This window comes from Aestuariivirga sp. (assembly GCF_046093005.1).
Taxonomy (GTDB): Bacteria; Pseudomonadota; Alphaproteobacteria; order Rhizobiales; family Aestuariivirgaceae; genus Aestuariivirga.
Window position 1 is genome coordinate 1 of record NZ_JBJTER010000065.1, and the last position, 12918, is coordinate 12918.

12 protein-coding genes are annotated in these 12918 nt (G+C 64.3%); 7 read left to right on the forward strand and 5 right to left on the reverse strand.

Going from position 1 to position 12918, the window contains the following annotated elements:
* Positions 1 to 41: 41 nt before the first annotated feature.
* The 4 genes from ACKOED_RS05315 to ACKOED_RS05330 are packed head-to-tail and all read left to right on the forward strand — an operon-like array spanning position 42 to position 3271.
* A complete protein-coding gene (locus tag ACKOED_RS05315; RefSeq protein WP_408915541.1) occupies positions 42 to 383 on the forward strand; it encodes a DUF2849 domain-containing protein in 342 nt (113 codons plus the stop codon).
* Between the two features lie 4 nt (positions 384 to 387).
* Positions 388 to 2043, forward strand: a complete 1656-nt coding sequence (locus ACKOED_RS05320; protein WP_408915542.1) for a nitrite/sulfite reductase — start codon at positions 388 to 390, stop codon at positions 2041 to 2043.
* Positions 2030 to 2560: a DUF934 domain-containing protein gene (locus ACKOED_RS05325; RefSeq protein ID WP_408915543.1), complete on the forward strand. Its 531-nt coding sequence runs from the start codon at positions 2030 to 2032 to the stop codon at positions 2558 to 2560. The genes ACKOED_RS05320 and ACKOED_RS05325 overlap by 14 nt, the downstream gene beginning before the upstream one ends.
* 6 nt (positions 2561 to 2566) lie before the next feature.
* Positions 2567 to 3271 (forward strand): phosphoadenylyl-sulfate reductase, encoded by a 705-nt coding sequence (locus ACKOED_RS05330; protein ID WP_408915544.1) that lies wholly within the window; start codon positions 2567 to 2569, stop codon positions 3269 to 3271.
* Between the two features lie 6 nt (positions 3272 to 3277).
* Here the strand turns inward: ACKOED_RS05330 and ACKOED_RS05335 are convergent, their stop codons facing one another.
* Positions 3278 to 3934 (reverse strand): glutathione S-transferase family protein, encoded by a 657-nt coding sequence (locus ACKOED_RS05335; RefSeq protein WP_408915545.1) that lies wholly within the window; start codon positions 3932 to 3934, stop codon positions 3278 to 3280.
* On the reverse strand, positions 3931 to 4335 hold the full coding sequence (locus ACKOED_RS05340; protein WP_408915546.1) for a rhodanese-like domain-containing protein: 405 nt from the start codon (positions 4333 to 4335) through the stop codon (positions 3931 to 3933). Before ACKOED_RS05340 ends, ACKOED_RS05335 begins: the two co-directional genes overlap by 4 nt.
* Before the next feature lie 96 nt (positions 4336 to 4431).
* On the opposite strand from ACKOED_RS05340, the gene ACKOED_RS05345 reads away from it, so the two are divergent.
* The gene (locus ACKOED_RS05345; RefSeq protein WP_408915547.1) at positions 4432 to 5295 is read left to right on the forward strand and encodes a DMT family transporter; all 864 of its coding nucleotides are present in this window, start codon (positions 4432 to 4434) and stop codon (positions 5293 to 5295) included.
* Here ACKOED_RS05345 and ACKOED_RS05350 read toward each other — a convergent pair whose 3' ends face one another.
* The gene (locus ACKOED_RS05350; RefSeq protein WP_408915548.1) at positions 5296 to 6495 is read right to left on the reverse strand and encodes an MFS transporter; all 1200 of its coding nucleotides are present in this window, start codon (positions 6493 to 6495) and stop codon (positions 5296 to 5298) included.
* Between the two features lie 122 nt (positions 6496 to 6617).
* On the opposite strand from ACKOED_RS05350, the gene ACKOED_RS05355 reads away from it, so the two are divergent.
* Complete coding sequence (locus ACKOED_RS05355; protein WP_408915549.1) at positions 6618 to 8009, forward strand: cation diffusion facilitator family transporter; 1392 nt, start codon at positions 6618 to 6620, stop codon at positions 8007 to 8009.
* Position 8010: 1 nt separating this feature from the next.
* Here the strand turns inward: ACKOED_RS05355 and ACKOED_RS05360 are convergent, their stop codons facing one another.
* A complete protein-coding gene (locus ACKOED_RS05360; RefSeq protein ID WP_408915550.1) occupies positions 8011 to 8322 on the reverse strand; it encodes a hypothetical protein in 312 nt (103 codons plus the stop codon).
* A gap of 168 nt (positions 8323 to 8490) precedes the next feature.
* Between ACKOED_RS05360 and topA the strand changes: the two genes are divergently transcribed.
* Positions 8491 to 11118, forward strand: coding sequence for a type I DNA topoisomerase (gene topA, locus ACKOED_RS05365; RefSeq protein WP_408915551.1), 2628 nt, complete (start codon positions 8491 to 8493; stop codon positions 11116 to 11118).
* A gap of 85 nt (positions 11119 to 11203) precedes the next feature.
* Here topA and ACKOED_RS05370 read toward each other — a convergent pair whose 3' ends face one another.
* A complete protein-coding gene (locus tag ACKOED_RS05370) occupies positions 11204 to 12877 on the reverse strand; it encodes a PQQ-dependent sugar dehydrogenase (RefSeq protein WP_408915552.1) in 1674 nt (557 codons plus the stop codon).
* Between the last annotated feature and the right edge of the window lie 41 nt (positions 12878 to 12918).

The following is a 12918-nucleotide window of genomic DNA, read 5'->3' on the forward strand; positions in this document are numbered from 1 at the left end:
GCCCATTCCCCCATTCGCGAAGACCTGTGGAGAGCTGCCTGATGACCGTGCAAGAGAAAGGACAGCTCGTCACCGCCAACCGGCTGCGTGACGGCATCGCCGTGTTTCTGACCCGCAGCGGCGAATGGAGCGAAGTGATCGACGACGCCGCGCTGGCGCTGGAGCCCGAAGCCGCGAAGGCGCTCGAGGCGCGGGCCCGTCAGGACGAAATCAGGACCATCGTCACCGGCGCCTATCTCGTCGAGGCTGAACGGCGCGGCGGCCAGGTGCGCGCCGCGCATATCCGCGAGCGCATGCGGGCGCTGGGGCCCACCGTGCGCATGGACCTCGGCAAGCAGGCCGAAGGCAAGGGAAGCCCCTTTGCCGCGCCCGAAGGAGAGTGAGCCCATGTACCGCTACGACGAATTCGACCACCAGTTCGTGCGCGAACGCACCATGCAGTTCCGCGACCAGGCGGAGCGCCGCCTCAAGGGCGATCTCACGGAAGACGAGTTCAGGCCGCTCCGGCTGATGAACGGCCTCTATCTGCAGCTGCACGCCTATATGCTGCGGATCGCCATTCCCTATGGCACGCTGTCCAGCCGCCAGATGCGCCAGCTTGCCATGATCGGCGAGCGCTGGGACAAGGGCTATGGCCATTTCACCACCCGCCAGAACATCCAGTTCAACTGGATCAAGCTGGAAGATACGCCGGACATTCTCGATGCGCTGGCAGAAGTGGAAATGCACGCCATCCAGACCTCCGGCAACTGCATCCGCAACGTCACCACCGACCAGTGGGCGGGCGCTGCCGCTGATGAGATCGCCGATCCGCGCCCGGTGGGCGAACTGGTCCGGCAGTGGTCGTCGCTGCACCCGGAGTTCTCCTTCCTGCCGCGCAAGTTCAAGATCGCGGTCACCGGCGCGCCGCATGACCGCGCGGCGGTGAAGGTGCATGACATCGGCCTCAGGCTGCACAGGAATGCGGCGGGCGAAATCGGCTGGGAGGTGATCGTCGGCGGCGGGCTGGGCCGTACCCCCATGGTCGGCGTCACGGTGCGCGACTTCCTGCCCCAGCATGAGCTGATCGGCTATCTGGAGGCCATCATGCGCGTCTACAATCTCTATGGACGGCGCGACAACAAATACAAGGCCCGCATCAAGATCCTGGTGCATGAGATCGGCCATGACAAGTTCCGCGAGGAGGTGGAGGCGGAATATGCAAGCCGGCCGCATCCCTCAACCGAGGTCGAAGAGCGCGAGCTGAAGCGCATCGCCGCCTATTTCGCGCCGCCCGCCTTTGAGAAGCTGCCGCGCTGGTCTGCCGGTTTCGAGGAAGCCCGGCTCGCCAACCCGGATTTCGCGCGCTGGGCCAAGAATAATCTCGGACCCCACCGGATCGACGGCTATGCCATCGTCAATGTGTCGCTCAAGCCCGAGGGCGGCATTCCGGGTGACGCCACCTCCGCGCAGATGCGGGTGCTGGCCGATCTTGCCGAGCGCTACAGCTTCGACGAGTTGCGGGTCAGCCATGCGCAGAACATCGTGTTGCCGCATGTGCGCAAGGACGATCTTCTGGCGGTGTGGCAAGCGCTTGGGGAGGCGGGGCTCGCCGCCGCCAATCACGGGCTGGTGGGCGACATCATTGCCTGCCCCGGCCTTGATTACTGCGCGCTCGCCACCGCGCGGTCGATCCCGGTGGCGCAGGCGATTTCCCGGAAATTCGCGGATTCGAAAAAGCAGGACGAGATCGGCAAGCTGAAGATCAACATCTCCGGCTGCATCAACGCCTGCGGCCATCACCATGTGGGCCACATCGGCATCCTCGGCCTCGACAAGAAGGGCGAGGAATTCTACCAGATCACGCTTGGCGGCTCATCCGCCGAGCAGGCCTCGATCGGCACCATTCTGGGCCCCGGCTTCGCCGGACATGAAGTGCCCGACGCCATCGAGACCATCCTCGACACCTACCTCAAGCTGCGCGAACCCGGCGAGGAGTTCCTCGGCACCTACCGCCGGCTCGGCGCCAAGCCGTTCAAGGAGGCCCTCTATGCCACTGCTTAAGCACAACGAGATCGTTCCAGACACCTGGATCGCGCTCGACAGCGAAACGCCGCTGCCGGATTCAGGCGATGTGATCGTGCCGCTGGGCCGCTTTGTGAAGGACAAGAATGATCTCGGGCGCCGCCGCAACCGCCTTGGCGTCCGGCTCGGCAACACCGACAAGCCGGAGGCCGTGGCAAGCCTGCTGCCGGAGCTTTCCGTGATTGTGCTGCCGTTTCCGGCGTTCAACGATGGCCGCGCCTATTCGCTTGCCCGGAAGCTGCGCGAGATGGGCTATCAGGGAGAGCTCCGCGCCTCCGGCAATATCCTGCCAGATCAGCTGCAATTCATGCTGCAGGTGGGCTTCGACGCCTTTGAGATCGGCGACCGCTTCCCGCTGGAAACCTGGCGGAAGGCGGCCCGCCAGATGTCGCTGGCCTATCAGCGGGGGCTGTTCCGCCGCGATCCCGAAGCCGACATCTGGACCGAGCGCCACGCCGACGCCGAACCCTGGCTCGAGCAGCCGCACGCCGGATAGCCGCCGGTGGACAGCGCGCTGTTCGAGACCTACGCGGGGCTTGAAGGCCGCCAGCTTGTGGAGCCGGTCCTGAGGGATTTCGCGGGGCGCACGGCCGTCGTGTCGTCTTTTGGCGCCGAGTCGGCGGTGTTGCTGCACATGGTGGCCTCGGTTGACCGGGCCACGCCCGTGATCTTCCTCGATACCGGCAAGCATTTCTGGGAGACGCTGTCCTACCGCGCCAAGCTGATCGACCGCCTTGGGCTCACCGCGCTCCGCATCGTGTCTCCCGATGAAGCGCACCTCGCCGCGGAAGACCCCGATGGCGCGCTCCACAGCCGCAACGCCGATGCCTGCTGCCGCATCCGCAAGACCATTCCGCTGCAGAAAGCGCTGGCGGGCTTCGATGCCGTCATCTCGGGTCGCAAACGCTATCACGGGGCGGCGCGCGCCACGCTGGACTTTCTCTCGATCAGCGATGGCCGCCTCAAGGTGGAGCCACTGGCTGGCTTCTCAGCGCTCGACATCCAGGGCTACATGGCAACGCATGGCCTGCCGCCGCACCCGCTGACCGGTATCGGATACTATTCGATTGGCTGCGAACCCTGCACCGCGCCGGGTGGAACGGCGGCGCAACCGCGCGCCGGGCGATGGGCCGGAACGTCAAAGACCGAATGCGGCATCCACTGGAGCCACAATGGACGCGCCATCAGCCAGCCGGCCCGCAACTGAGAACGCTTAATCGACCTCATCGGACGGCACGATCCAGCTTTCCTGGAGCGCGGCATCCTTCCATGACCGGAAGGCCGGTGTATTCAGGACCTCATCCATGTAGGCCCGGGTCTCGGCCGCCACCGGAACCGCAGAGGTCTCAAAGCGCGAGACCACCGGCGTGTACATCGCATCGGCGATCGAGAAGCGGCCGAAAAGGAATTTGCCGCCCTTGCCGAATTTCGCCCGGCATCCGCGCCAGATGTGCTCGATGCGGGCGATATCCCTGTGAACCGCCTCGGTCATCGGAACTGGCTTTCTTGGCCTCCGAATATTCATCGGACAGGCGTTGCGCAGCGCCGAAAAGCCGGCATGCATCTCGTTGGAGATCGAGCGCGCCACGGCCCGCGCCGATATCGCCTTCGGCCACAGATGTTTCTCGGGAAACAGTTCCGCCAGATACTCCATGATGGCGAGCGACTCCCACACCGTCTGGCGGCCGTGATGAAGGACTGGCACGCGGCCTGCCGCGGAGTGTTCAGCGATCGCCGCCGCCGTCTCTGGCGCATCGAGGGGGATGACCGTTTCACGGAATGGAATGCCCGCCATGCTCAGCGCCATCCAGGGACGCAACGACCACGAGGAATAGTTCTTGTTGCCGATCACCAGATGCAGCTTGCTCATTTGGGTTCGGGCCTCTCTACGGATCCGCCCGCCTCTTTCCAGGCGCCGAAGCCGCCCTTCAGGTTCAGGACGGGCTTGAGACCCATGCGCTGCAACAGGTCGGTTGCGAGCAGCGAGCGCCAGCCAGAGGCGCAATGGATGATGAAGGTCTTGTCTTCCGCGAACACCGGCTTGTGATAGGGGCTCTCGGGATCGACCCAGAACTCCAGCATGCCGCGTGGCGCGTGAAACGATCCCGGAATGCGGCCCTCACGCTCAATCTCGCGCGGGTCACGGATATCGACGATCACGACGCCTGGATCGCCCTGCAATTTCAAGGCATCTGCCGCCTCAATGTGATGGACCCTCGTTTCGGCGTCCGCCATCAGCTGCTTGTAGCCATGCACGATGGTCTGTGGCATATCCCCTCGCAAAGAGTTTTTTGAATTTGTTGCGCCGCGCGCCGCGGCCCGTCAAGTAGAATGGCTTCTCCGTCTCAGCAACTTCGTCATCCTGGCATGGCCGACCTGCTGAAGATTGCCCTCCTCGGCGCAATCTGGGGGTCGGCGTTTCTGTCCATCAAGCTGTCCGTCCACGAAACGGGACCGCTATGGCTGGTGATGATCCGCGTCGCTATTGCCTTCCTGCCCATCGCCGCCTTTGCGCTCTGGCGGCGCGATCAGCTTCCGCCCACCCGCCATGACTGGCTGGTGATCATCATCATGAGCCTGCTCAATACGGTGGGGCCGTTCTATATCATATCCTGGGCGGAGCTTCACATTCCGGCGGGCGTCACCTCGCTGATCATGGGCGTGGGTCCGCTCGCCACCATGGTGGCGGCGCATTTCACCACACCCGATGACCGGTTCACGGGAACCAAGATGGGCGGCATGCTGCTTGGCTTCGCGGGGCTGGCGCTGGTGGTTTCACCAGGCCTCTCGCAGGGCTTAGGTTTCAATGCGCTGGCCTATGCGGCCGTACTCGCCGGCATGCTCTGCTATGTGGCGGCGGGAACCTTGATCCGTTTCGTCCGGCGCACCAGCGTTACGATGATGACGGCGGTGAATATGGGTGTCGCCATCATCACCCTGATCCCGCTCCTGCTGCTGGACGGCGCGCCGTGGCCCGCGATGAGCGGCACGGCCATGCTGGCCGCACTCTATCTGGGCCTTGTCTGCACCGGTCTGGCCTATCTCCTGCGCACCCACATCACCGTCACCGTGGGCCAGACCTATATGAGCATGGCAAGTTACTTCATGCCGGTTTCAGGTGTTCTGCTGGCGTGGGCGGTGATCGGTGAGCCCATAACCTGGCATATCGCGGCGGCTCTTCTCTGCGTGATCGGGGGCTTTCTGCTCGCCAAGCGCAAGCCCGGCGGCTGATTACAGCGACCGCGGCAGATAGCGCCACGCCACCCAGGCGACCACGCCCAGCGCGCCAGCCAGGATCACGAACACGACGCCGATCGGAAAGAACAGCAGCGCGAAGGCGAAAAAGAAGGCGGGGATCAGTTCCGAGCAATCGATGTAGGTGCGGTAGACAGCCGCCATTTCCTGCCGTTCACGGTGCCGGACGGCGCGAAGGAATGGAATACCCCCCACGCCATCCAGCGCCGAAGCCGCCACCGAGCCCGCCAGGAGGCAGGCGATTGCCACATAGGGCGCCGCCGTTCCGGCAATGCCGGCGATGAACGAGGTGATGGCGCAGACCACGAAAGCGGCGGCGATCACGGTACGAACGCCGAACCTGACGGCGAACCGCCCGGACAGCCAAGCCGTGAGCAACACCGCCTGACTGGCGGAGATCATCAGGCCGCCCACAGTTTTCGGCAGTCCCGCCTCGACGAGAAGCAGCGGCCCATAGATAAAGAAAGTTGACCAGAAGCAGGACCGCCCAAGGGCGATGAACCAGGCAAGGCGGAGGCGTGGCTGCGCCACGAAACGCCGCAGATTGCGCAGCGCGTTGAAGGGCGCCATCGCTGGTGCCGGCCCCGCATGCACATTGTCCGATAGCCGCAAGTGCCAGAACAGCGCCAGCAGCACCGCCGCAGAGAAGATGACCAGCAATTGGGGAGCCCATGGCCCGAAATGCACGTATAGCCATACGCCGAGGGCGGGGCCGGCCGTCCAGGAAAACGTCGAGAGGCTCTGCCGCAACGGTTCCGAACGGGCCAGATCGGCGCGCCGGATGTGATCCATGATGTAGAGCTGCAACGTGATGTTGAGGACCGCCGCTCCCAGATTGCGCAACAGCATGCCGGTGGCCTGCCCCGCCACCACATGGCTGGCCAGCGCCAGGCTGGCCGCCATCATCATCGCCACGCCCAGCGTATAGGCCCAGCGGCGGCGCAGCCTGCCCAGCATATGCGGCAGAAACAGCGTCGCCACCAGCACCGCGAGCGACACCACCGTCGACAGTACGCTCACCTTTTGCGCCGTTCCCAGGATATCGTAGGCCTGCAGGGTGACGACCGTCGAATTGAGCGACCGCACCAGGGATTCGACCGCGAACAGCGCCGCGAATGTATAGGCCCCGCCGCGCCGGTAAGCTTGTTCGCCAGTGAGTGTGGAATCAGCCGCCATTCATGCCCTGTGCCGGAAGACCAGCACCAAATGCACCCCTCGCGCAACCGCTGCAACTGCCGGTCCACATGCCCACAAGGTATGGCTTGAGACGTGGCCGCCTGGCGGCTAGACGCCAGGGCATGTCCAGTTCCGAAAAGCGATCGGTGGCGCTGGTGTCCATGGCGGCCAGCGCCGCCCTGGCGGCCGCGAAACTCGTCGCCGCCGTCTTCACGGGCTCGCTCGGCATCCTTTCGGAAGCGATTCATAGCCTGATCGACTTCGGCGCCACGGTGATCACCTATCTGGCGATCCGATGGTCCGACCAGCCCGCCGACGACGAACACCATTATGGCCATGCCAAGATCGAGAGCGTGGCGGCGCTGGTGGAAGCCGCCCTGTTGTTCCTGGTGACGGGATGGATCGTCTGGGAGGCATTGACCCGGCTGTGGTGGCAGGCTGACCATCAGGTGGAGGTGACGTGGTGGGCGGTCGCCATTATCGCGGGCTCGATCGTGATCGATTTCAACCGCGCCCGGGCCCTAAGGCGGGTCGCCCGGAAGACATCGAGCGAGGCGCTGGAGGCTGACGCGCTGCATTTCTCCTCCGACATGTGGAGTTCGATCGTGGTGCTGCTGGGGCTGGGCGCCGTATGGGCGGGCCTCGCCGCGGCGGACTCGATTGCCGCCGTCATCGTCTCGGTATTCATCGCCCGGGCAGCCTGGCAATTGGGCGGCCGCACCCTCAACACGCTTCTTGACGCCGCTCCCGCCGGCGCAACCGAAATCATCCGCGGGCTGGTGAACGATGTCCATGGCGTGCTCGCCATCAAGTCAATCCGCCTGAGGCCTTCGGGCGCGACGCTGTTCGCCTCGATCGTGGTTGAGGTCGCCCGCACCATGCCCATCGACGAAATCGTCAGGACCAAGGAAACCATCCATCGGGCGATCCTTGGCCGCTTTCCGAACGCCGACTTGACGGTGACCGCCAACCCCGTGGCGCTCGACAATGAGTCAGTATTTCAGAAAGTCATGCTGATCGCCGCCCGCCGCAACCTCGCCATCCATCACCTGAACGCCCAGCAGCTCGGCTCCCGGCTGGCCATCAGCTTCGATCTCGAAGTCGAAGGCTCTATGCCACTCGGCGAGGCCCACGCCACGGCAACCAGCCTGGAAGAGGCGATCCGGGCGGAGCTGGGCAGCGATGCCGAGGTTGAAAGCCACATCGAACCGCAACCGGAGAGGCTGCTCGCCGGTCATGACGCCGATCCCGGTTTGAAGGCCGAGATCCTGGCCGCGCTTGGCGCTCTGGCGGCCCGGCATCCAGGCCTCACCGACATCCACAGCGTCAGGCTGCGGCAGAACGAGGAAGGGTTGTTCCTGCACTATCACTGCCGCTGCTCGCCCGCCGAAACAGTGGAGCGGATCCATGATGATGTCGACCGTATCGAGGCCGGTCTGAAGGACCTGTTTCCGGCGATCCGCCGGGTCATCGCCCATGCCGAACCGCTCGGCGTCAGCCGCCATGCACTATAATCTATGCATCTGAATTATCGTGGTTATCGGCGCTGGCCTGAGATAACCGCTTGATGCGTTCGAGTTCATCCTCCGGAACTTCGATGCGGTTGGCCACCGAAAAGGCCTCATAATAGGCGTATTCCAGTGGAACCATAACGGTATAGAGTTTGACGCTCCGGGCCAGATTACGGAGTTCGAGGATCATCTCGCCCAGATATTCGGCCATCTCGCGTTGCCGTTCGGCAGGGGTCAGGGGCTCCCGCGCCACCAAACTTACGGACTTTTCATTGGCGCTGGCTCCGGTGGAAGCCTGAACCGTCCGTTTGCTCATACATGAACCTCCCTGCAACTGTACGATGACGATATTTCACTTTATACGAGTTATTTCTTAAAAATAGCACCTTTAAATTGTACTCTGATGAGACGGGTGCGAATCCCGCCGCCTTGCGCCCGTCAGGGGATGCCTATATGAGGCCCGGAAACCTGATCAGGATAGTCGATGACCGTCGTCGTTGTTGAATCACCCGCCAAAGCCAAGACGATCAACAAGTATCTGGGCAATAAATTCAAAGTCTTGGCTTCCTACGGGCACGTGCGCGACCTGCCGGCCAAGGATGGCTCGGTGCGGCCCGACGCCGATTTCGAGATGGATTGGGAGGTGGACGGCAAGTCCGCCAAACGGCTGGCCGATATTGCCGCAGCCCTGAAGTCGGATGACCGGTTAATCCTCGCCACCGACCCTGACCGGGAAGGCGAGGCGATTTCCTGGCACGTCATGGAGGTGCTGCGCAAAAAGGGGGCGCTCAAGGGCAAGGCCGTGCAGCGGGTGGTGTTCAATGCCATCACCAAGAATGCGGTGCTGGAGGCCATGCAGCAACCCCGTGACGTCGACGCTGCGCTGGTCGATGCCTACCTCGCCCGGCGGGCCCTGGATTACCTGGTCGGCTTTTCGCTGTCGCCGGTGTTGTGGCGCAAGCTGCCGGGGTCGCGCTCGGCCGGCCGGGTGCAATCGGTGGCGCTCCGCCTGATCTGCGACCGCGAACTGGAAATCGAGGCCTTCCGGGCCCAGGAATACTGGACCATCGATGGCAGCTTCACCACCCCGCAGGGCGAGGAGTTCCAGGCCAGCCTGCAGGCGATCGGCGGGCGCAAGCTCGGTAAATTCGACATCCCCGGCGAAGCAGCGGCCAGGGCGGTTGAGCAGGCGCTCAAGGGTCAGCCCTTCAAGGTCGACACCGTCGAATCGAAACCGGCCCGGCGCCACCCCTACCCCCCGTTCCGCACCTCGACTTTGCAGCAGGAGGCTTCGCGCAAGCTGGGATTCTCCTCCGCCCGGACCATGCAGATCGCCCAGCGCCTGTATGAGGGGGTGGACATTGGCGGCGAGACGGTGGGGCTCATCACCTATATGCGCACCGACGGGGTCGACATGGCCCCGGAGGCCATCGCCGGCACCCGCAATGCCATCCTGAAAACCTTTGGCGAGCCCTATCTGCCTTCGGTGCCGCGCCACTATACGACCAAGGCCAAGAACGCCCAGGAGGCCCATGAGGCGATCCGGCCCACCGAAATGTCGCGCCATCCCAACGGCCTCCGGCGTGCGCTCGACCCAGACCAGCTGGCGCTCTACGAACTGATCTGGAAACGCACCATCGCCAGCCAGATGGAGAGTGCGGAACTGGAGCGCACCACCGCCGACATCGGCGCCGATGGCCATGACGGCAAGCGCTACGCCTTCCGGGCCACCGGCTCCGTGGTGAAATTCGATGGCTTCCTGAAGGTCTATTCGGAAAGCCTCGACGATGGCGAGGACGAGGATTCGCGCCGCCTGCCGGCCATGGCGCGCGGCGACTCGATCGGGGTCAAGAAGATCGAAGGCGTGCAGCATTTCACCGAGCCGCCGCCGCGCTATTCGGAAGCTTCGCTGATCAAGAAGCTGGAGGAACTGGGCATCGGGCGACCTTCGACCTATGTCTCGATCCTCGAAACCCTCAGAACCCGCGGCTATGTGCGGCTTGAGAAGAAGCGCCTCATTCCCGAGGACAAGGGCCGCGTCGTCACCGCCTTTCTCGAGAGCTTCTTCCGCCGCTATGTGGAGTATGACTTCACCGCGGCGCTGGAAGAGCAGCTGGATAAGGTTTCGGCGGGCGAGATCGACTGGAAGCAGGTGCTGCGCGATTTCTGGCGCGACTTCACCGCGGCCCTTGCCGATGTGCAGGACCTGCGGGTTTCCAATGTGCTCGACGCCCTGAACGGCATTCTGGCGCCCCACATCTTCCCGCCGCGCGAAGACGGCGGCGATGCCCGCGCCTGCCCGTCCTGCGGCAACGGCCAGCTGTCGCTCAAGCTCGGCAAGTTCGGCTCGTTCATCGGCTGCTCGAATTACCCCGATTGCAAGTTCACCCGCCCCATGTCACCCAACGCCGAAGGCGGCGAGGCGGTGCCGGCGGACGGCGTTCTGCTGGGCGTCGATCCGGAGAGCGGCGAGAAAGTTACCCGCCGGGTCGGCCGTTTCGGGCCCTACCTGCAGCTGGGCGAGGCCGCCGAGGGAGAAAAGCCGCAGCGGGCCTCGATCCCCAAGGGCCGCAAGCCCGAGGAGATTACGCTCGAGGAGGCTTTGAAGCTGCTGTCGCTGCCGCGCGAAATTGGCCTGCACCCCGAAACCGGCAAGCCGATCGTTGCCAATTTCGGGCGCTTCGGGCCGTTCGTGCTGCATGACGGAACCTATGCCAATCTGGACTCGCCCGAGGATGTTTTCACCATCGGCATCAACCGCGCGGTGGATGTACTCGCCCAGAAGAAGCTGCGCGGCTTCCAGCGCCCCAAGGCAAATGCGCTCAAGGACCTCGGCGCCCACCCCGATGGCGGCGGCGCCGTTCAGGTGATGAGCGGGCGCTATGGACCATATGTGAAATTCGGCAAGGTGAACGCCACCCTGCCCCGCGACAAGGACCCTCAGACGCTCACCATGGAAGAGGCCCTGGCGCTGATCGCGGCGCGCCAGGACAAGGGCCCGGCCAAAAAGAAGGCGCCCGCCAGGAAAGCCGCAAGGTCCACCGCCAGCCCGCAAAAGCCGGCAGCCAAGAAAACGGCCAAGAAACCAGCAAAGAAGCCCAAGGCCGCCTGAGCGCGGATGGCGGCGGCGATGGCCGGAGCCGCGGGCAGACACTTGTCTGCACCTCCAACCTGAGTTCAATGGATCGCCCGAGGCCCTATTCCGCCGCCGGCAAGCCCGCCAGCAGGTCCATCAGCTGACCGCGCAGCGCGGCATCGCCGATGCCTTTTCCGGCCATGGTTGTGCCCGGCGCGAATTTTTCCGGATCGGTCAGAAACACGTCGAGCGTCTCCCTGGTCCATTCCCCGCCCACCGCCTTGAGGCCGGATGAGTAGTCGGCGCCCGGCCAGCCCGCCACCGGCCTGCCGATCAGCCCGGCGAGCGGTATCCGCCCCGGCTCGGCGCCAGCGGCGTTCGCCACGTGGCACTCCAGGCATTGCGTGAACACGCGCTGCACGGCGGCGGGCGCGGCCGCCGCCATGCTCTGGCCGCCGCCGGACTTTCTGGCGTCCAGAACCAGGATTTCATAGCTGTCGGTGAGCATGGCGATCCGGCCATCGGCGAGCTGTACAATATCGCGCAGACGATGGCCAAGGCGGATCGGCTCGTCATAGAGAACGCGGTCTCCCTCGAGCCTCAGCCGCCGCAAGGTCTTGCCGGTGAGCGAACCGGCCAGCACATCTCCGGCCCATTCGCTGGCAAACCCGGTTGCATCAATCAATTGGCTGATGCCGATCGAGGGCATATAGGCAAACAGCGGCGGCGTGAACCCGCCATGACGGCCGCGTTGCTCCGCCGCCGGCAGGTCTTCCCCGCCATAGCGCACACCAAGTGAGGCCCGCGGCCAGCCATAATTCTGGCCGTCCTTGATCAGATTGACTTCGTCGCCGCCCTTCGGACCGTGCTCGGTCAGCAGGATGCGGCCATCCCTGAGACGGGTCAGCCCCTGCGGATTGCGGTGGCCCAAACTGAAAACGCGATGCGCACCGGTGTCCAGACTGATGAGGATAGTTTTGCCGAGATCGGTCGCCGGATCCTGGACAAGGTCGGTTCCGCGCGTGAAGCCGTCGAACTCAAAGTCTCCGACCGAGACGAGCAACGTCTTCTCATCGATCTGAACCAGCCTGCCACCCGCCTGATGCCCGGCAATCGGCCTGACGTCCAGTTGCAGGGCGATGCAAGGCTGCGCTTCAAACACCGTTCTCGCCACTGGCCTGACGGCGTTGAGATCGAGGATGGCCACGGTGAAAGGCACGCAGCGCCGTTCCGCGTCCCAACGCGTATAGGCCACCGCCAGTTCGCCATTGGCGAGCCGCAGCAGCCCATGCACGCTGACCGACGTGACATCCTGCGCGCCTGGGCCCGAGGCGAAGCTGAGCAACGCCGCGGTCTCCAGCGGAAGCGCGAAGCCGGTATCCCGTATCTCCGGCTGGCCATCGATCTTCAACCGGTAGAAGCGGCCGCTGCAGTGGCCGAACACCAGCCCGTTTCCGTCAGCCGCGAGGGCGCCCGGCGAATTGAAATGGCAATGCGGTACGCCCGTCAGCGCATAGCGGGTCAACCGCACATTGACGAGGCCGGTTGCGAGAGTCGTGTCCCCGAGCGGGGAAAGACTGATCTGATCATCCGCCCCGCCGGCAAGGCCAAGCTGGCGCAAGATCGAAAGCTTCGTCTCACGGATCTGATTGCCGCCCACGCGCTGAATCTCGGCGACGACGCCGTCAGGCCGTTCAACATCGTCCAGCAGCAGCAGCACCAGAAGCGCGATCGCCGCGGCGCTGAACAGCGCCGCCAGGCCGGTCAGGGCATAGGTCCATTTAGCCCTGCGCATCAACTCATGCCTCTCTGTCCGTGACTGTTACACCGCGGTCC

What these genes read in the sequence shown, in the direction of transcription:
- ACKOED_RS05315 (WP_408915541.1), top strand. Translation starts at nt 42, where the DNA reads ATGACCGTGCAAGAGAAAGGACAGCTCGTCACCGCCAACCGGCTGCGT.
- ACKOED_RS05320 (WP_408915542.1), top strand. Translation starts at nt 388, where the DNA reads ATGTACCGCTACGACGAATTCGACCACCAGTTCGTGCGCGAACGCACC.
- ACKOED_RS05325 (WP_408915543.1), top strand. Translation starts at nt 2,030, where the DNA reads ATGCCACTGCTTAAGCACAACGAGATCGTTCCAGACACCTGGATCGCG.
- ACKOED_RS05335 (WP_408915545.1), bottom strand. Translation starts at nt 3,934, where the DNA reads ATGAGCAAGCTGCATCTGGTGATCGGCAACAAGAACTATTCCTCGTGG.
- ACKOED_RS05340 (WP_408915546.1), bottom strand. Translation starts at nt 4,335, where the DNA reads ATGCCACAGACCATCGTGCATGGCTACAAGCAGCTGATGGCGGACGCC.
- ACKOED_RS05345 (WP_408915547.1), top strand. Translation starts at nt 4,432, where the DNA reads ATGGCCGACCTGCTGAAGATTGCCCTCCTCGGCGCAATCTGGGGGTCG.
- ACKOED_RS05350 (WP_408915548.1), bottom strand. Translation starts at nt 6,495, where the DNA reads ATGGCGGCTGATTCCACACTCACTGGCGAACAAGCTTACCGGCGCGGC.
- ACKOED_RS05355 (WP_408915549.1), top strand. Translation starts at nt 6,618, where the DNA reads ATGTCCAGTTCCGAAAAGCGATCGGTGGCGCTGGTGTCCATGGCGGCC.
- ACKOED_RS05360 (WP_408915550.1), bottom strand. Translation starts at nt 8,322, where the DNA reads ATGAGCAAACGGACGGTTCAGGCTTCCACCGGAGCCAGCGCCAATGAA.
- topA (WP_408915551.1), top strand. Translation starts at nt 8,491, where the DNA reads ATGACCGTCGTCGTTGTTGAATCACCCGCCAAAGCCAAGACGATCAAC.
- ACKOED_RS05370 (WP_408915552.1), bottom strand. Translation starts at nt 12,877, where the DNA reads ATGCGCAGGGCTAAATGGACCTATGCCCTGACCGGCCTGGCGGCGCTG.